Raw genomic sequence first — 17,203 nt, 5'->3', positions numbered from 1 at the left:
CATCCTTCCATCGAGATGCCAGATCCGTTTGCCTATCCTTATTAAAGTTTAAAAATAAGAATATAGCTATCTTGTTCAAACTACATTTTATCACATTTAATCCTTTTCAGCTAGTAAAAATAAAAATATCGTCCCTTTTGGAACGATATCTGCTAATTCTGTAATTATTATTTTTCTCTTCTTACTTGTCCAGGCCAGTCCACTTCCAAGAAGTTACTTCTGGAATGTCTTCACCGTGGTCCCGGATGTAAGCGTGGTGCTTAGACAGCAGGCTGTCCATCTTGTCAATGAAGGCCGCGCTCTTGTCCTTCAAGGCTGGAATTTGCTCAACCGCGTCCTTGGCCAGGTCGAAGCGGTCAAGGTGGTTCAAGACCCGCATGTCAAATGGCGTGGTAATATCACCATTTTCTTCATAGCAGTGAATTGAAACATTGTAACGCTTGCGGGCAAACCAGATGGATTCCATCATGGTCTTGTAGCCGTGCCATGCGAAGATGGTCGGTACGTCAGTTGGGAAGAGGCGGTCAAATTCTTCTTGAGAAATAGCGGCCGGGTTATCCTTCGGTGCCATCAGCTTCATCACGTCAACCACGTTGATATAGCGGATCTTCAAGTCTGGGAAGTTCTGGTGCAGGATGTCGATAGCTGCCAAAGTTTCCATGGTCGGTTCAGTTTCAGTTGAAGCGAAGACCACGTCCGGCTTGGCATCCTTGTCAGTTGAAGCCCAGTCGATGTAGCCCAGGCCATTGTCAACCAGCTTGGCTGCTTCTTCAGGAGTGAACCATTGCGGCCGTTCCTGCTTGGAAGTTACCAAAAGGTTGATCCCTTCCCGGTCGCGGAAGGCCTTGTCAGCAACAGCCAGCAAGGTGTTGGTGTCACTTGGCAGGTATTCGTGGATCATGTCCGGCCGGTTCTTTTCAAACAGGTGGGTCAAAAGACCTGGATCCTGGTGAGTGTAGCCGTTGTGGTCCTGCTGGAAGACAGTTGAAGTAGCAACGAAGTTCAATGACGGGTAATCGCGGCGCCAGTATTGTTCCTTAGCCTTCCGCAGCCACTTCATGTGCTGGGTCAGCATAGAGTCAACCACCCGGCCAAAGGCTTCGTAAGTCGCGAAGAAGCCGTGGCGGCCAGTCAATACGTAGCCTTCCAGCATCCCTTCGTCTTGGTGCTCTGACAATTGCGAGTCAATCAAGCGCCCTTGCGCAGCCAGGTTTTCATCATTTGGCTCATGGATTTCGCTTTCCCATTGCCGCTTTTCGCTGTCCAGGAAGTCAAAGAGCCGGTTGGACTTGGATTCATCCGGACCAAAGCCGCGGAAAGTAGTCGGGTTCAGTTCTGCCACCTTGGTCAAGTACTTGGCCCATTCCACCATGTCCTGGGCATTCTTTGAACCAGGCTTGCCAACTTCAAAGGCAAAGTCGCGCCAGTCTGGCAGGTTCAAGCGCTTAGGGTTGATCCCGCCGTTGGTGACCGGGTTCATGGCCATTCTCTGATCGCCGTGAACCGCGTTTTCCAGAACCAGTTCAGTTGGGTAGCCGTTTTCGTCAAACAGTTCTTCTGGCTTGTAGCTCTTCAGCCAGTCAAGCAAAAGTTCCTTGTGGTCCATGTGCTTCTGGTCAACCGGAAGCGGAATCTGGTGGGCCCGGAAGGAGTTTTCAATCGGGTTGCCATCCAGATCGGCCTTAGGACCAGTCCAGCCCTTCGGGCATTGGAAGATCAAGAGCGGCCAGTGGGCAAATGATTCATCACCGTTTTCACGGGCGTTCTTTTGAATGGCCTTGATGTCTTCAATGATAGCGTCCAGAGTCTTGGCCATTTCTTCGTGAATCTGGTCAATGTCCTTCATCCCGTCAAAGCGTCCGCCCTTGAAGGTTGAAACGAAGTAAGGCTTCCAGCCCATGCCTTCAAAGTACTTGGTCAGTTCTTCATCGCTCATGCGGGAAGTGATGGTCGGGTTGGAGATCTTAAAGCCGTTGACTTGCAAGATTGGCAAAACAGCCCCGTCCTTAACCGGGTTGATGAAGCGGTTGGAGAACCAGCCAGCTGCCAGCGGGCCAGTTTCAGCTTCCCCGTCGCCGATTTCCGTAGCCGCGATTACATCCGGGTTGTCCAAGATCGCGCCAGTCGCATGGGAAAGTGAGTAGCCCAGTTCCCCGCCTTCGTGGATTGAACCTGGGGTTTCTGGAGCCGCGTGGGATGCCACCCCGCCCGGGAAGCTGAAGCGCTTGAAAAGCTTGGTCATCCCGGCTTCATCTTGAGTAATTTCCGGGTAGATTTCAGTGTAGGATCCGTCCAGGTATGAGTTGGAAACCATAACCTGGCCGCCGTGGCCTGAACCTTCAATGTAGAACATGTTCAAGTCATACTTCTTGATGACCCGGTTTAAGTGGGCGTAGATGAAGTTTTGCGGCGCGATCGTACCCCAGTGACCAACTGGCTTGATCTTAACGTCATCAGCCGTCAGTTCTTCCTTAAGCAAAGGGTTCTTAAGCAAAAAGAGTTGCCCAACTGATAAGTAATTTGCGGCCCGCCACCAAGCATCAACACTCTTTAAGTATTCTTTTGAATCGTAATCTACTGCCATCTTTTTACTCCTTTGAGGAAACTTGTTTTCTTTATTTGCTTTAATCATACCATTTGCCAAAAATAAGTCAACTAATTTATTAATTGGATCCTACCAATTTTACAAATCCTTAAAATACTTTGCAAAGAGGAAGAATAGATAGGAATGATAGAAATAGTGAAAAATAAAACGGACAGGTATCACCTGTCCGCATATATCTTTTGCTCTTAATTCAAATTGACAAAGCTGTTGAAGCGCATGTACTTGTAGTGAACCCGCATGCTGGAGACTTCAAATGGCGTTCCGTCATCCAAAAAGAAGATCCCGTCCATCACGCCGACTGGCTCTGTAGCCTTGAGCTGCAGCTCTTCTTGGTCTTCTTTGCTTGACGGGGAAACCGTAATAGTCAAATAGGACCGGGTAACCGCCTTATTTTGCGCGTCTTCCAAGTAGTTGAACAAGGACCCCTGCAGAATCTCTTCTTTAAGCTCCGGCAGGATCTTGATCGGCACGAAGCCTTCTTCAATCAAGAAGGGCTGGCCATCCAAAAGGCGGAGGCGCTTAAACTGGTAGACGAAGTCATTTTCACTCAAGAAGAGGTCCTGGGCAGTTTCAGGACTGGCCTTAACCACTTTAAATTCCAGCAGCTTGATCCCCTGCTTCTTGCCTGGAACCAAAAAGCTGTCCGTAAGGCCCAGATTGGACCCTTCATAGCGAAACATCGCCTGGTTCTTCAGGTACAAAGGATTGATAAAAGTCCCGCTGCCCCGCTTCTTAAACACAATGCCCTGCTGGGCAAGGAGTTCCAGGGCCCGCTTCATCGACGACCGGCTGACCTGGTACTGTTCGGCCAGGCTGCGCTCGTCGGGCAGCCGCATCCCCTCATATTCGCCCGCTAAAATCCGGCGCTTGATGTCATGCATGACCGTCTTGTAAACATAATCAGCCATTCAGTTCACCTACTTTGCCTGGGCAATCGCGGCCAGGAACCAGTCCTTGAAGGCTTGGCGGTCAACCTTGACCGCGATCTTGGCATTGGCCTTTTGCCCAAAGAAGCCATCAAAGTCCATGACTGAAGCCCCATAAGTGTATGGGCCCTTGGTGTCTACTGCCACATAAGCTTCCTTGATTTCAAACAGGTCTGGAGCCAGCAGCATGGCCGCCGTCAAGGCGTCATAGATCCGCTTGCCCTTGTCCGCGTCAGCATCGTTTAATTCGTATTGAGAGTTAAGGCCGTAGATCATTTCCCCAACCCGGCCCAAAGCCTTGATTTCTTCCAGGCTGGCCGCGTCAACGAAGGCCTGGTTGCCGACTTCCAGAGGAGCCACATAGATGTCCAGGCCCTTGGCGCCTAAGTCAAAGACGATCTTAGCTGCTTCCGGGTCCCCGGAAACGTTGTATTCGTCGTAAGGACCGTAGTTGCCCCGGCCCAAGGCCCCGCCCATGATGTAGAGGCGGTCGATCTTATCCAGGTCTTCTGGATATTGGCGGAAGTAAAGGGCAAAGTCCGTAGCTGGCCCGATCTGCATCAAGGTCACCTTTTCTGAACTTTGACTGACTACTTCGTGGATCTTGGTTGCAGCCAGGCCCTCTACCAAAAGGCTCCGGTCAGCTTCCGGGAAGTCAAAGCCGTCCATCCCGCTTGCCCCGTGCACTTCAGAAGCATCGATGGCTTCCTTGACCAAAGGCAGCTTGGCCCCAGCCACAACCGGCACCTTGGTGCCCAGGAAGGCTTGCAGGCGCAGGGTGTTGTTCAAAGTCTTCTCCAAAGAAACGTTGCCCCAGGTTGGCACGATCATCTTTACGTCCAGTTCCTTGGCGAACAGGGCGATCGTTAAGCAGACCGCGTCGTCGATCCCGGGATCAGTTGAAATAATTAAGGGTTTCTTGTTCATTAATCGTTCTCCATTTTTCAGAATAGCTTTATTCTATCATTTCGCCCAGCAAATAAAAAGAAAAGAAGCGGTTGCTTCTTTTCTAAAAAAATTTCTTACCGGCTGCGGACTTCGATCTCCCCGTTGTCACGGGCAATGATGACCTGATCGCAGATGTTCAAAAAGAGCCCGTGCTCAACTACCCCGACCGTGTGATCCAGGTAGTCAGCCAGACCACTTGGCACTGGAATCCGGTCCAGCTTGAGGTCCAGAATGTAGTTTCCATAGTGGGTCTTAAGGCGCTGGCCGTCAGCTTCTAAGCGGAATTCCGGCTTAAGGCCTTCGTCTTCCAGGCGCTTTTTAACCTGCATGCAGGAGATTGGCAAAACTTCTACTGGCAGGGCAAAACCGCTGAGGTGGTCAACGACCTTGCTTTCATCCACGATCCAGACATTCTTCTTGGAGTTGACGGCCACGTTCTTTTCCAAAGTCAAGGCGGCCCCGCCTCCCTTGATTCCGTTTAACTGGCTGTCCACCCTGTCTGCCCCGTCAACCGTCAGGTCGACCTGGTCAACTTCGCTGAGGGGGCTGACGGTAAAGCCATAGCCTTCCAGCTGCTTTTGGCTGCGGCTGGAGGTGGTCACGACCGCCTTGAGAGTCAAACCTTCTTCTTTCTTCTTGCCCAGTTCATCGATGAAAAACTTCACCGTTGACCCAGTGCCAACGCCCAAAACCATGCCGTCTTCCACCAAAGCAGCTGCCTTCTTGGCAGCAGCCTTTTTCAATTCATCTTGCTTTGCTTGGTCCATTTTTGCCTCCGCTATTTTTCCAAAATGCTTGTCAGTTCAGCTACCTGCTTAGCCACTGAGTCACGGCCGAAGATATAAGAGCCAGCGACAAAGACATCAGCTCCGGCATCTTTAGCAAGCTTAGCTGTCTGATCATTAATCCCGCCATCTACTTCGATTGGAAGATCCGGCAGAATTGCCCGGGCGGCCTTGATCCGCTCTGGCGCTTCTTCCATAAACTTCTGCCCGCCAAAGCCCGGGTAAACCGTCATCAAAAGAACTTGGTCAACCTTGTCTTTGTAGCGCTCCAGCACCTTAATATCAGTATCCGGGCTAAGGACTAACCCGCGGGAGACGCCCTGCTCCTTTAAGTAGCCCAGCCAGTGGTCAATTCTGTTTGGATAGTCGGCTTCATAGTGAATTTCAATCAAGTCGCTGCCTGCTTTGACAAAAGCCGGCAAAAGGTCGGGCAGGTTGTTGCTCATCAAGTGCACTTCCGCGGTCAAGTCCGGGAACTGCTTTTTAAAATCACTCACCAGCTGGGGGCCATATGACAAGTTAGGCACGAAATGCCCGTCCATCACGTCGATGTGGAAACGGCGGATTCCGCTGTCGGCTGCTTCTTGAATCTGCTGGCCCAAGTGCAGGTTGTCGGCGTTGAGAATTGATGGTGCAATAATCATTTTTTCACCCATCCTTTACTCAGCTAAAGCAGCTGCAACGCTGGCCCGGTCCGGAATTGACGGCTGAGCCCCCATCTTCTGTACGGCCAAAGATGAGGCCCGGTTGGCAAAGCGGGCTGCCTCATGCAGGTTGCTGAAGTCGCTGGCCAATTCCCCAGCCAAAAAGCCTAAGAAGGTGTCGCCAGCCGCCGTCGTGTCCACCGCCTTGACCTTGAAGGCTGGTACTAAGCCCGTAAAGACTGGGGAAGACAGGTAAGCCCCCTTGCTGCCGTAGGTGATGATTACGTGCTCAACGCCTAATTCATGCAGCTTGGCCGCGTTTTTTTCCAAATCAGCCTCTTCTTCAACTGGCAAAGAAGTCAGCAAAGCACTTTCCGTTTCGTTTGGCGTGATCAAGTCAGTCACGGCTAAAAGATCAGCTGGCAGGTCCTTGATAGCGGGAGCCGGATTCAAGATGGTCACCTTGCCAGCCGCCTTGGCCAGTTTGAAGGCAGCGATAGTTGCTTCAAGCGGTGTTTCCAGCTGGGCGATGACGCAGTCGGCACCTTCAATAACGTCTTTAGCCGCCAAAACATCAGCTTCAGTCAAGCTGTAGTTGGCCCCGTGGTCGATGATAATGTCATTTTGCCCTTCAGCGTTCAAGGTAATGTAGGCATGGCCTGTCTTAACGCCAGCGGTTGGCAAAACATAGTCTGTCTTGACCCCGTAGCCGGCCAGTTGCTCCTTCATCCAGCTTCCGTATGAGTCTTCGCCGACTCTAGAGATGAAGATGGTCTCCGCCCCGCTCTTAGCAGCCGCGACTGCTTGGTTGGCCCCCTTGCCGCCGCCAGCCTCGCTGACCTTGTTGGCGTTGATAGTTTCGCCTGGCTTTGGGAAGTTTTCTACATGCAGGGTCGTGTCCACGTTGCTGGACCCGATTACTACGATTTTTTTCATGTAAGTTTTCTCCTTGCTTTAATCCTAAGTCAATTATAACTATTCCCGCTCTTTTAAAAAAGCGCTTTAGCCGACCAGCTGGTAGGCAATCTTGAAGCGGCTGAGATTATAGCGGTCATACAGATCAGCCAGGACAACGTTAAAGTTCTGGATCCTGGTATTTGGGTCTGGATTCTTTGAGTCAAAACGCTCTGCCAAAGAAGCTAAGGCCTGGCTTCTGACCGCCTCGTAGTCGCTCAGCTGGTCCACCCGGCCGCGCAAGTCCCGGCAAAGGGCGCTGAGGGTGAAGTCTGACTCCGCCGCTAAAAAATTCAGCTGGCTGTCAAAGACTAACTTGTAACGGTAAGCCTTCCGGCCGGGGAAGTCCTGGGAATTGAACAAGTCCAAATACAAGACCAGTTTCTGCTTTGCCAGGCTGGCCAGGTCCTTACCTTGACTGAGGCACTTAAACTTTAGAAAGTTGACAAAATAGTCGTAAAAGTCCCCGTAAAAATCTTCCTCAAAATGTTCGATGCTTGGGTCTTCCGCCAGCAGCTGCTTTTCCAGCACTTCTTCAATCGTCATTTGCAATGCCCCTCTTCTAATTTTTTGCCTTCTGCTACGTTTACAGTCATCTAAGAAAAATTATACCCGGGCTGCTGCTTGAAATATAGTTCCAATTTACTAACAAAAAAGCGCGTCAACTGACGCGCCTTTTTGATCAACTGTTTTATGGATTTAACTTAATGTAGATGCATAAGCCGGCAACTAAGAGTAAAAAGCCAACACAGGACAGGAAAATCACCTTTTGCCAGCCTTTGGCAAGGTGGTCACTTGCAAAGGAAAACAGCCACCAAGCTAATGTCGCAACGGCTGACATCCATAAATTGTGCTGGCCGCTCGCAAGATCAATAATCATGAATACTGCCACTAAAAGTACCGGTGGAAGCAGGTACCAAGTCAACTTTTTACTCATTCAAATCCCTCCCTAATTAAAAATTCTTTCATTGTAGCTCCTCCATATCATTTTTATTAAAAAAATAATAACGGCAAAATGTGAAGACGTCAACCCTTTAGTTACAAAAAAGCGCGTCAACTGACGCGCCTTTTTGATCAACTGTTTTATTGTTCTTGATCATCTTTTGACTTTTTGTCTTGCTCATTGAAGTCTTGCAAAAAGCTGTGGTTAAACAATTCTTCCTTAATCTGTTCCATCCGCTGCTCAGACTGCTTCTGCCAGTCCGTCTGCAGGTTCCGGTGATACCTCAAGTAATTGGCCATCCGACCGGTCCGGCTCAAAAAAGCCTGCTGCATTTTGCTGGAATCCAGGAAACGCTGGTCAACTTCTTTTTCAAGCAAATTCCCTTGGTCGTCAAAGCGGTAGCCGCCCCACATGTGCTGCTTGATGGGGTTCATGGGCAGGCTGTCAACATAGTGCAGCTTGCCAACCATCCGCTTGCTGGCCGTATAACCCAAGGTCACCGGGTCATAGATGTCAACATAGCTGTTGATTTTGCCCCGCAACTGAGCCACTAGCTGCCGCTCTTTATGAGTCAAGAGCCGCCAGATGTTGGTGCCTTCATAAAGATATGCTCCGGCGATCTGATCTGGAAAGCGGCAATTGGCCAAGGCGTATTCAGCATTGATCGCCCCCAGGGAATGCCCGTAGATGTAGAAACGCCCATCTGGGAATTCCTCCAGCCAGCGGTTAAGATAGCGGCTGGCCGTTATCAAAGCGCTGGGCACCTGCCGTTGATCCGTCAGCATGGCCAGAAAAATCGGCCAGTTGGTCTTCAGCCACTCGTCGCGCCAGGTAGTCGCGTTGCCTTTTTTAAAGCCATAAGAGCCCTTGAACAAGACTGTGATCTCGTTTCCGTTTTCGATCAAAAAAGCCTGCATCCCGTCCTTGGCATAAACGTCCCGGGTTAATTGCCCGATCGTCTTACCAGCGACTTTGACTGTCTCGCCCACGTTCAGCGCCTCATAAGACAGCTTGGTCAGCTCGACCCGGTCCCGGTCGGTCAATTCTTCATTGATCATTCTTCGTCTTCCTCGCCTTGCAAGTACTTGGCAAAGCGGGCATAATCGGCTTCCATTTGGTCGGCATACTTGACGGCCCACTGAGCCAGACCGGTGTCCAGCTCTTTTTGCTTATGAACATAGCCATAGATCATCGGTGCCGTCGGGCTTTGGTAGTGGGCAACGGCCAAAATGAAGGAGCACATCTGACAATAGGCGGAAAAGCTTTCCTGGTCCAGCTTGAGCGGGTCAATCGAGTCTTTCATATCCCGGAACTGGCGGACGTAAAAGCTTCTGCCGCCAGCTTCCATGGCCCCTAAGAAAGGATCATGGTAGGTCTGCAGAACCCGCTGGGCAGTGATGATTCGCTTGCCTTCGCCCTTGCCTTGAGCCTGGCTTTCTTCAACCGTCAAGGCCGACAGGTTGTAGCGAAGCGGCAGGGCTTCTTTAATCTGCAAGACCAGGTGGCTGCCATCCTTGCCGGTGAGCAGGGCCAGGTAGCAGCGGGTTCCCCAGCTGCCGACGCCCACGCTGTAGCGAATGATGTCAGTCACTTCATAATTGATCAAAAGGACACGGACATCGTCATTTACGCTCTTCTGGTACTCTTCCAGACCAGCCAAAAGCTCGTCATAGATTTTTTGAGTGACATGCCGGGCCCGGGGCGGATTGTCCTTGAAGCGCAGGCGCCCGTCTTCCGTCTTTTCCGTGAACTTCTTGACCACAGCATCAGAATTGTTCTTCGGTGCCCGGTTAGCCACCTTCAAAAGAACCCGCTTCATTTGTTCGTTATCCGTCATTTGGCCTAAAAGGTCATCAACGTTGTAAGACAAGTTGAAACGTTCAAGCAAGGTCAAGGAATTAGCGTACTTGATCCCCCGCCGGTAAGCGTGGACGCTCTCCGCCAAAATGCTATCCAGCTGCTCTTTTGGGTAGCCATTGATCCGGCCAGTCAAAACCACGCTGGTTAAAAGGCGCTTAAGGTCAAATTCCCAGTTGCCGATCCGGGCTTCGTCAAAATCGTTCAAGCCAAAAAGAAGCTGACGCTCCGGAGAAGCAAAAAAGCCAAAATTGGTCAAGTGGGAGTCCCCGCAGATGATCACTGGAATATGGGACTGGCCTTCTGGAAACTGGCGCAGGTCCTTTTCCATGATCCCGGCCGTGGCCCGGAAATAGGAAAAGGGGTTCTGCATCATCCGCTTGTGCCGCATGCCGAGCAGCTCAGGGATCATTTTCTCCTCAGTCAGCTTGATCAGCTGGACCACGTCCCGCTTGACCGGGTTGAAGGTACTGATCGCCGCGATTGGATGTTCCTTAAGACGGCCTTCTCCCTGCTTGATCAGCTCTTCCTGGCTGTCGCCGATAAACATTTGATCGATTTTAAAAGTTTCGATTTCGTGGCGGTCTTTTTCCATTTTTCAGCCTACTTTTCTTCGTCTTCCAATTCGCTTTCCTGCGGCTTCATGGCCTCAAAAGCGTCTTTCTTCTTAGCCTTCTCTTCTTCTTCCTCTTCTTCAACGATCCGCACCTTTTCAGCTGCTTCAGCGATGAAGTATTCCTGGCTGTTAAATGGCGTCTGCCCCCGCCGGTCGGCATGAACCCACTCGGTCTTGTGCAGGATCCGGGCCTGGACATTGTCCTGCCACATCTTGGCAAAAATGTCCAAAACTCTTTCCTTCAAGTCTTCTTGCAAAACCGGGAAGAGAGTTTCCACCCGCCGGTTCAAGTTCCGCCGCATCATGTCGGCGCTGGCCAGGTAGACTTCTTCCTTGCCGTCATTGTAGAAGTAGTAGATCCGGCTGTGTTCCAGGAAGCGGCCGACAATCGAGTGCACCTCGATGTTGTCGCTGACGCCTGGGATTTCCGTCTTCAAGCAGCAGATCCCCCGGACGATCAAGTGGATCTTGACCCCGGCAGCGGAAGCTTCATAAAGCTTGGCGATCACATCCGGGTCAGACAGGGAGTTCATCTTCATGTGAATTTCAGCATGCCGGCCAGCCTTGGCAATAGCAATTTCATTGTCGATCTTTTCGTAAATAAACTGCCGGATCAACTTTGGTGAAATCCGCAGCTTGCTGAAGTAAGGCGGCTTGGAGTAGCCAGACAGCATGTTGAAGAGATTGGTGGCGTCAACGCCCAGGTCCCGGTCACAGGTGAAGAGGCCCAGGTCGGTGTAGAAGTGAGCAGTAACATCGTTGTAGTTACCAGTCCCCAAGTGCAGGTAGCGGCGGATCCCGTCTTCATCGCGGCGAATGACCAGGGTTACCTTGGTGTGAGTCTTCAGGCCCACCAGCCCGTAGATAACGTGACAGCCCATCTGTTCCAGGGTTCTGGCCCAGTGAACGTTGTTTGACTCGTCAAAACGGGCCTTGACTTCCACCAGAACCGTAACTTGCTTGCCGGCTTTAGCCGCCTGGCCCAGGTACTTGATGATCGGAGAATTGCCGGAAACCCGGTACAGGGTCATCTTGATAGCCAGTACATCTGGGTCCTTGGCGGCCTGCTTGACGAAGTTCAAGACAGCATCAAAGCTGTCGTAAGGGTGCTGAACCAGGTAGTCCTTTTCCCGGATTGAGTCAAAAATATTGTGGTCGCTTCTCAAAGCCGGGTCAATAAAGGCCTGCATCGGCTTGTAGCGGAGGTCTTCGTGGCCTTCAACCATCCCTGGCAGCTTCTTGAGGAAGGTCAAGTCGATCGGACCGTTGATGCTGAAGACGCTGCTTTCTTCCACGTTCAGCCGTTTCATCAAGTGCTTGAGCAGCTTGGTGTTCATGCTGCTTTCAACTTCCAGCCGGGTCACGTGCCCGTGCTCGCGGTCTTCCAGCTGCTTTTTAACCGCCAAAAGGAAGTCGGAAGTGTCGCTTTCTGAAACGTCAAGGTCCATGTCCCGGGTAACCCGGTAGCAGGCAGCCTGACGGATTTCGTAGCCATCAAAAAGCCGGTCGGCGAAAATCTTGATAATGTCTTCCAGCATGATGAAGTCGTTGTCGCCATCAGGCAATTTGACCAAGCGCGGGAAAATGTTCGGCACTCTGAGCGTGGCAAACTTGTGCTCGCCGCTTTCCCGGTCCTTAAGACGCAAAGCGATGTTCAAGGAGTTGTTGTTGATAAATGGGAATGGCCGGGACTGGTCGTCAGCCATCGGGGTCAAAACCGGGTAAAGTTCATTTGCAAAGTAGCGGCGAATGTATTCTTCCTGGTCTTCAGAAAGTTCGTCGCCTTCCAAGATGTTGATGCCATTCTTGCGCAAAAGCGGCATCAAGGACCGGGAGTAAGTTGAGTAGCGCTTTTCAACTACCTCGTGTTCCTTTTGGTTGATGGCCGTCAATTGTTCAAGTGGTGTCAAGCCGCTGGCATCGTGGCTCTTAACGCCGGCTGCCACCAGCTTGCTCAAGGAAGCCACCCGGACCATGTAGAATTCATCAACGTTGGACTGGGTGATCCCCAGGAAGTTGGCTCTTTCCAAAAGCGGTTCATCGGGGTTTCTGGCCTCATCCAGGCAGCGGTCGTTGAAGTCCAACCAGCTCAGTTCCCGGTTGGCATAATAACTAGGATCGGTGAATTTATTTTTGTTCTTAGCAATCGTCATTTTTTACTTTCCCCTCTTCTGCTTCATGGCAATCTTCATGCCGAAGACGGCTTCAGCCAAATTGACATTCTTTTCAAAAACCCAGCGTTCCAGGGTCAGGTCCCGCTTGCTGGTCACCGTGATCAGCATCTGGTCATCCTTGATGGAAACCACAATCTTGCTGATCTTCTGCTTGCGAGAAGCATCCAGGCTGTTGGCCAGGCGCAGGATAGCGGCCAATTTGGCTACCCGGACCTGCAAGGCTGGATCAAGGTGGCGGTATTCACGTTCATCAGCATTCAGGTTGGTAATGTCCTGGTGCTTCAAAATGCTCAAGAGCATTTCATTTTCCCGGTCAGACAAGCCGATGATCTGGTTGGCCCCCACAATGTAAGCAGCATGCTCATAGTGGTTGTGGAAGTTGATGAAGTTGCCGATATCATGCAAGCGGGCCGCAATTTCCAAAAGCTGCCGGTCATCACGGTCAACCATGCCGGCGTGGGCCAGGCGGTCAAAAATATGCAGGGCAAACTTGTTGGACAAGTTGCTGTGCTTGCCGCCTGATTCGTAGCGGCGGGCGATGTTTTTGGTCGCCGTCAAAACGATAGTTGAGTATTCGTCCGGCCGGTACTTCAATTTGGCAGCTTCCTGGATCATCAAACCGGTGATGGCTGAAGACTGAGTCAGTGTCATCATGTGCGGCTTGATGATCTTGACCAGCTGGTTGATCAAAACGATAGTTGGCTTCATCCGGGCCAGGGAGTCAGTATCCAGCTGGTACTTTTCCATCAAGTACTGGTCTGGGGCTTCTCTGAAGTCATCATAAACACCGGCAAACTGCTTAAGGTCGATGAGCCGGGCCTTTTCTTGCGGCCGCAGGCTCTGCTCGCCTCTGCCGGAGACATGCTGGATGATGATCCGGGCCCTGCCAGTCGGCTTTTCAATTGTCTTGAAGCTGACCAGCTTGCGGGAAATATAGTCGCCGATGATGTCGATCGGATCGCTTGGCGTGTCCCGGGTCATGGCTGACATTTCTTCAATTTCTTCCGGACCCAGGGCAAAGTTCCAGGTTGACAGGTAGTGCTGGCCCTTGAACAAGGTGAGGTTGAGCATGGCGCTGCCCATGCTGAGCAAGTAAGTAAATTCATCATCCTTCAGTTCTGAGAACTGCGGCAGGGCCATCCCGGCAATGATCTTGTAGTAAGCGATCTGGGCCCCGTTCAGCCATTCGATTTCCAGACCAGTTCTGACCTTGATCTGGTCGGCCAGATAGCGGGCGGAAATTTTGTCCAAAAGCTGCCGGTTGCCGTAAACCTTGTAGTTGTCGATCCCGTATTCCGCGATCTTCCGCTTGAAACCGATCAAGGCGTCAGTCAAGCGGGGCAGTTCGCTTTCATAAACTTCAAACTTCTTGCCGCCTTGGACAAACTGGGCAGAGCTCAGCTGCTCAATGATTGACAGTTTCTTCAAGTCAACGATAAACAGACGGGCTTGATATGATGATATGTAAATTAGACCAAATTGTCTTTTGCTCATATGTCTCTCCTCTGGTTGTTTTCACATAGTTTTCAAAATGAGCTTTAAAATTCAGCTGTAAGCGCTGAGTCACCTATTTCAATTGTACAAAAAATCTGCCCCTTCGGCGTGTTTTTCCAGGTAAAAATCCATTTTTTAACACAATTTAACCTGGAAGTAAAAAAACAGTGCGTTCAAAAACGAACGCACTGCTTAAGTTGCTTTAAATTATTCGCTTGCCTTCAAGCGGGAAGAAGCTTTGATGTTGAAGCCTGGAACGCCGCTGAACCATTTCTTCATCAAACGGGCGTAAGTCCCGTTCTTGCGGAGTTCTTTCAAGGCCTGGTTGACCTCAGCCGTAAACTTGTCTTCCCCCTTCTTGATGCCGATCCCGTACGGCTCAACCGTAAAGGTGTCGCTCAGCATCTTGAACTTGTCCTTGTCATTGGAAATCAAGCCGGCCAAAACGGCATTGTCGCTGACCATGGCATTGGCCTTGCCGGCCTTTAAGGCATTGTAGCAAGAGCCATAGTCATCATAGAAAATGACCCGGGCTTTTGGGGCATACTTGTGGACGTCACTGTCAGCAGTTGACCCCTTGACGGCCGCGATGGAGTACTTAGAAGTATTGAAGTCCTTGATGGAATTCAGCTTGCTCTTTTTCGGCACGATCAAAGTTTCCCCGGCCATGAAGTAAGTGTCGGAAAAATTAATGATCTTGCGCCGGTCAGCCGTGTTGGTCATGGTAGCCATAACGGCATCGACGTTGCCGATCTTGAGGTCCATGATCCGGGACTTTTCACTGATGTATTCAATCTTCATCTTGCCTTTAGGGCCAAGAATCTGCTTGGTAATGGCCCGGGCCAGGTCGACTTCAAAGCCGGTGGCCTTGCCGCTGTCCACGTCCATCATGCTGAACAGGCGGGTGTCGGCCCGCATCCCCCAGGTGATGGTGTTTGTTTGCTTAACCCGGTCATAGGTGCTGCTGGATTGACTATGCGAACAAGCGGTAAAAACTAATGATAACAGCAAAACCGCCATAAAGGCGGTCAGCTTCCTCAGTTTGCGTGCCATTTTTCCTCCTTGGCAAAAAAGCTGCTAATACTTGATTCTCTTGCTCAAGTAGTTGGCAAAGCTGGACAAGGCGAAGCAGATGATAAAGTACATCACTGCCACGGCCAGGTACATTGGAATCATGTAATTGGTGTTTTGGTTGTAGATGATTTCAGCGTGGTAGAGCAGTTCCGGCAAAACGATGATCGTCGCCAGGGAAGTATCCTTGATCAAGGACACGAACTGTGACAAAAGGGCCGGAATCATTTTGGTCAAGGCCTGGGGCAAAACGACGTGGGTCATGGCCTGCATGTAGGTCATCCCGTTTGACCGGGCCCCTTCCATCTGGCCAGGGTCAACGGCCATGATCCCTGAGCGGACAACTTCCGCGATCATGGCTGATTCAAAGACCACCATGGCGATTACTGAAGCCTGGAAGGCGTCAACTCTGATCCCCATGACCGGCAGGCCAAAGTAGGAGAAAAAGATGATCAGCAAAAGGGGCAGGTTTCTGATGATGTCGATGATTACCCCAACCACCTTGGAAATCCGCGTGGTCTTGGCGTCAATTCTGGTAAAGCGGATCAAGCCCAGGGCCAGGCCGATTACAAAGCTCAAGATGATTGAAATCACTGAAACTTCGATCGTGACCCAGAATCCCTGCAACAAAAAGCGGAGGTTGATCCAGGATAATGCTTCTGTAAGATTTTCCATTTATGTGCCTCCTAAACGCCCTTCTTTTCCAAGTACTGCATGTAGTAGCTCAGCGGCAGGGTCAAAATCAAGTAGAACAGGCCAACCAAGACATAGCTTGGAATAGTCTGGAAAGTGTTGGATGCCACGATGTCCCCTTGGTACATCAAGTCAAAACCGGCAACAAAGGCCAGGATACTGGAGTTCTTGATCAAGTTGACAAACTGGTTGCCCAATGGCGGAATCACGATTCTGAAGGCCTGGGGCAGGATAACGTAGCGCATGGCCTGCCAGTAGGTCATCCCGTTTGACCGGGCCCCTTCCATCTGGCCGGTGCCGACAGATTGGATCCCGGAGCGGACAGTTTCAGCGATGAAGGCTGATGAATAGATGGACAAGCCGATTGTCCCTGCTTGAAAGCCAGTCAGCTTCAGCGGCGTGTAGGTCGGCAAGACCAGGTAAAAGACCATGGTGACAACCAGGAGGGGAATGTTCCGGAAAATTTCGACATAAACCTTGGCTACCCCGCGCCAGAACTTGTTAGGCACGGTTTCCAGGATGGCAAAGCCGGATCCGATAATCAAACTGAAAAACAAGGAAATCAGACTGCAGAGAATCGTATTCCAAAAACCGAGCAAAAAGGTGGACCAGTTTGCTCCAAGTAAACTCAACATTAATATTCAGCCTCCTTAACACTGAATCCTGGAATGTTGCCAAACCATTTCTTGACAAGCTTGTGGTAGCTGCCGTCTGCCTTGGCTTCCTTCAAAGCCTTGTTGATGGCTTCCAGCATCTTGGTCTGCCCCTTTTCAACGGCAATCCCGTAAGGTTCAACGGCAATCGTGCCGCCAACCAGGTGCAGGTTCTTGTGCTGCTTGGCGATCCCGGCCAAAATCCCGTTGTCTGTGGCTACCGCGTCCCCCTGCCCGGCTAAGAGGGCATTGGTGCAAGAGCCATAGTCATTGTATTGGCGGATCGTGGCCTTTGGCGCCAGACGCGCGATATCGGCTGCCGCGGTCGTGCCCTTAGCGACAATGACCACCCGGCCCTTGTGGTTAAGGTCTTTGATCGACTTGATAGAACTGCTGGTCTTGGTCATAAGGGAAGTCCCCGCCTTAAAGTAAGGGGTGGAGAAGTCAACTGACTTCTTTCTTTCGTCAGTGATGGTCATGGTCGCCAGAACTGCATCAAGGTTGTTGTTCTTGAGCTGCGGGATCTTGGTCTGGGCCGTGACCTCAATAAATTTTGCCTTGCCGTCCTTGCCCAGGATCTTCTTGGTCAAAAGGCGAGCCAGATCAATTTCAAAGCCTTCCAGCTTGTTGGTCTTGACGCTCTTGATCCCAAACAGAGCCGTGTCATATTTGACGCCCCAGGTAATTGTCTTGCTGCTCTTGACGTGGTTGTAAACGCGCACGGAGTCGTCACTTTCAACCGCGCAGGCAGAAAGCGAAACAGTGGTCAGCAGCAGAAAAAGCAGGGCGGCAACTTTGCGGAATAGTTTCTTGCTTTTCATGTAACCGCTCCCTTCTTCT

General features: G+C 51.0%; 16 protein-coding genes. All 16 read right to left on the bottom strand.

All coding sequences use genetic code 11. From position 1 onward, the window contains the following. Positions 1-181: 181 nt before the first annotated feature. A complete protein-coding gene (locus ACYVUT_RS02755; RefSeq protein ID WP_484501440.1) occupies positions 182-2,584 on the bottom strand; it encodes a phosphoketolase family protein in 2,403 nt (800 codons plus the stop codon). Positions 2,585-2,790: 206 nt separating this feature from the next. Further along, positions 2,791-3,513: a GntR family transcriptional regulator gene (locus ACYVUT_RS02750; protein ID WP_439775759.1), complete on the bottom strand. Its 723-nt coding sequence runs from the start codon at positions 3,511-3,513 to the stop codon at positions 2,791-2,793. A gap of 9 nt (positions 3,514-3,522) precedes the next feature. Beyond that, complete coding sequence (locus ACYVUT_RS02745) at positions 3,523-4,458, bottom strand: nucleoside hydrolase (protein WP_484501439.1); 936 nt, start codon at positions 4,456-4,458, stop codon at positions 3,523-3,525. Between the two features lie 95 nt (positions 4,459-4,553). Further along, entirely contained in the window at positions 4,554-5,246 is a 693-nt protein-coding gene (gene rpiA / locus ACYVUT_RS02740) for a ribose-5-phosphate isomerase RpiA (protein WP_484501438.1), read from the bottom strand. Positions 5,247-5,257: 11 nt separating this feature from the next. Continuing rightward, positions 5,258-5,908 (bottom strand): ribulose-phosphate 3-epimerase, encoded by a 651-nt coding sequence (gene rpe, locus ACYVUT_RS02735; protein ID WP_484501437.1) that lies wholly within the window; start codon positions 5,906-5,908, stop codon positions 5,258-5,260. 15 nt (positions 5,909-5,923) lie between these two features. Further along, a complete protein-coding gene (rbsK, locus tag ACYVUT_RS02730) occupies positions 5,924-6,844 on the bottom strand; it encodes a ribokinase (RefSeq protein ID WP_484501436.1) in 921 nt (306 codons plus the stop codon). 66 nt (positions 6,845-6,910) lie between these two features. Then, entirely contained in the window at positions 6,911-7,408 is a 498-nt protein-coding gene (locus ACYVUT_RS02725; RefSeq protein ID WP_484501435.1) for a hypothetical protein, read from the bottom strand. A 145-nt stretch (positions 7,409-7,553) separates the two neighbouring features. After that, complete coding sequence (locus ACYVUT_RS02720; protein ID WP_439775765.1) at positions 7,554-7,799, bottom strand: hypothetical protein; 246 nt, start codon at positions 7,797-7,799, stop codon at positions 7,554-7,556. Positions 7,800-7,945: 146 nt separating this feature from the next. Beyond that, on the bottom strand, positions 7,946-8,863 hold the full coding sequence (locus ACYVUT_RS02715; protein ID WP_484501434.1) for a hypothetical protein: 918 nt from the start codon (positions 8,861-8,863) through the stop codon (positions 7,946-7,948). Further along, positions 8,860-10,257: a DUF2252 domain-containing protein gene (locus ACYVUT_RS02710; RefSeq protein ID WP_484501433.1), complete on the bottom strand. Its 1,398-nt coding sequence runs from the start codon at positions 10,255-10,257 to the stop codon at positions 8,860-8,862. The genes ACYVUT_RS02715 and ACYVUT_RS02710 overlap by 4 nt, the downstream gene beginning before the upstream one ends. An 8-nt stretch (positions 10,258-10,265) precedes the next feature. After that, a complete protein-coding gene (locus tag ACYVUT_RS02705) occupies positions 10,266-12,431 on the bottom strand; it encodes an RNA degradosome polyphosphate kinase (RefSeq protein WP_484501432.1) in 2,166 nt (721 codons plus the stop codon). Positions 12,432-12,434: 3 nt separating this feature from the next. Further along, the gene (locus ACYVUT_RS02700; protein WP_484501431.1) at positions 12,435-13,946 is read right to left on the bottom strand and encodes an exopolyphosphatase; all 1,512 of its coding nucleotides are present in this window, start codon (positions 13,944-13,946) and stop codon (positions 12,435-12,437) included. Positions 13,947-14,153: 207 nt separating this feature from the next. Continuing rightward, positions 14,154-14,999 carry a transporter substrate-binding domain-containing protein gene (locus ACYVUT_RS02695; RefSeq protein WP_439774731.1) on the bottom strand — a complete coding sequence of 282 codons (846 nt, stop codon included), beginning with the start codon at positions 14,997-14,999 and terminating at the stop codon, positions 14,154-14,156. Positions 15,000-15,023: 24 nt separating this feature from the next. After that, positions 15,024-15,692 carry an amino acid ABC transporter permease gene (locus tag ACYVUT_RS02690; RefSeq protein WP_439774730.1) on the bottom strand — a complete coding sequence of 223 codons (669 nt, stop codon included), beginning with the start codon at positions 15,690-15,692 and terminating at the stop codon, positions 15,024-15,026. 11 nt (positions 15,693-15,703) lie between these two features. Next, positions 15,704-16,345 carry an amino acid ABC transporter permease gene (locus tag ACYVUT_RS02685; RefSeq protein ID WP_439774729.1) on the bottom strand — a complete coding sequence of 214 codons (642 nt, stop codon included), beginning with the start codon at positions 16,343-16,345 and terminating at the stop codon, positions 15,704-15,706. Continuing rightward, a complete protein-coding gene (locus tag ACYVUT_RS02680; RefSeq protein ID WP_484499872.1) occupies positions 16,345-17,184 on the bottom strand; it encodes a glutamate ABC transporter substrate-binding protein in 840 nt (279 codons plus the stop codon). The genes ACYVUT_RS02685 and ACYVUT_RS02680 overlap by 1 nt, the downstream gene beginning before the upstream one ends. Between the last annotated feature and the right edge of the window lie 19 nt (positions 17,185-17,203).

It is taken from the genome of Lactobacillus sp. WILCCON 0059, from assembly GCF_057197985.1.
This window is presented reverse-complemented; position numbering and strand designations above follow the sequence as displayed.

Excerpts from the sequence above, each read along its gene's own strand:
- ACYVUT_RS02680 (WP_484499872.1), bottom strand. The coding sequence starts at position 17,184 with ATGAAAAGCAAGAAACTATTCCGCAAAGTTGCCGCCCTGCTTTTTCTG.
- ACYVUT_RS02755 (WP_484501440.1), bottom strand. The coding sequence starts at position 2,584 with ATGGCAGTAGATTACGATTCAAAAGAATACTTAAAGAGTGTTGATGCT.
- ACYVUT_RS02720 (WP_439775765.1), bottom strand. The coding sequence starts at position 7,799 with ATGAGTAAAAAGTTGACTTGGTACCTGCTTCCACCGGTACTTTTAGTG.
- ACYVUT_RS02750 (WP_439775759.1), bottom strand. The coding sequence starts at position 3,513 with ATGGCTGATTATGTTTACAAGACGGTCATGCATGACATCAAGCGCCGG.
- ACYVUT_RS02700 (WP_484501431.1), bottom strand. The coding sequence starts at position 13,946 with ATGAGCAAAAGACAATTTGGTCTAATTTACATATCATCATATCAAGCC.
- rpe (WP_484501437.1), bottom strand. The coding sequence starts at position 5,908 with ATGATTATTGCACCATCAATTCTCAACGCCGACAACCTGCACTTGGGC.
- ACYVUT_RS02725 (WP_484501435.1), bottom strand. The coding sequence starts at position 7,408 with ATGACGATTGAAGAAGTGCTGGAAAAGCAGCTGCTGGCGGAAGACCCA.
- ACYVUT_RS02715 (WP_484501434.1), bottom strand. The coding sequence starts at position 8,863 with ATGATCAATGAAGAATTGACCGACCGGGACCGGGTCGAGCTGACCAAG.
- rpiA (WP_484501438.1), bottom strand. The coding sequence starts at position 5,246 with ATGGACCAAGCAAAGCAAGATGAATTGAAAAAGGCTGCTGCCAAGAAG.
- ACYVUT_RS02745 (WP_484501439.1), bottom strand. The coding sequence starts at position 4,458 with ATGAACAAGAAACCCTTAATTATTTCAACTGATCCCGGGATCGACGAC.
- ACYVUT_RS02710 (WP_484501433.1), bottom strand. The coding sequence starts at position 10,257 with ATGGAAAAAGACCGCCACGAAATCGAAACTTTTAAAATCGATCAAATG.
- ACYVUT_RS02705 (WP_484501432.1), bottom strand. The coding sequence starts at position 12,431 with ATGACGATTGCTAAGAACAAAAATAAATTCACCGATCCTAGTTATTAT.
- rbsK (WP_484501436.1), bottom strand. The coding sequence starts at position 6,844 with ATGAAAAAAATCGTAGTAATCGGGTCCAGCAACGTGGACACGACCCTG.
- ACYVUT_RS02690 (WP_439774730.1), bottom strand. The coding sequence starts at position 15,692 with ATGGAAAATCTTACAGAAGCATTATCCTGGATCAACCTCCGCTTTTTG.
- ACYVUT_RS02685 (WP_439774729.1), bottom strand. The coding sequence starts at position 16,345 with ATGTTGAGTTTACTTGGAGCAAACTGGTCCACCTTTTTGCTCGGTTTT.
- ACYVUT_RS02695 (WP_439774731.1), bottom strand. The coding sequence starts at position 14,999 with ATGGCACGCAAACTGAGGAAGCTGACCGCCTTTATGGCGGTTTTGCTG.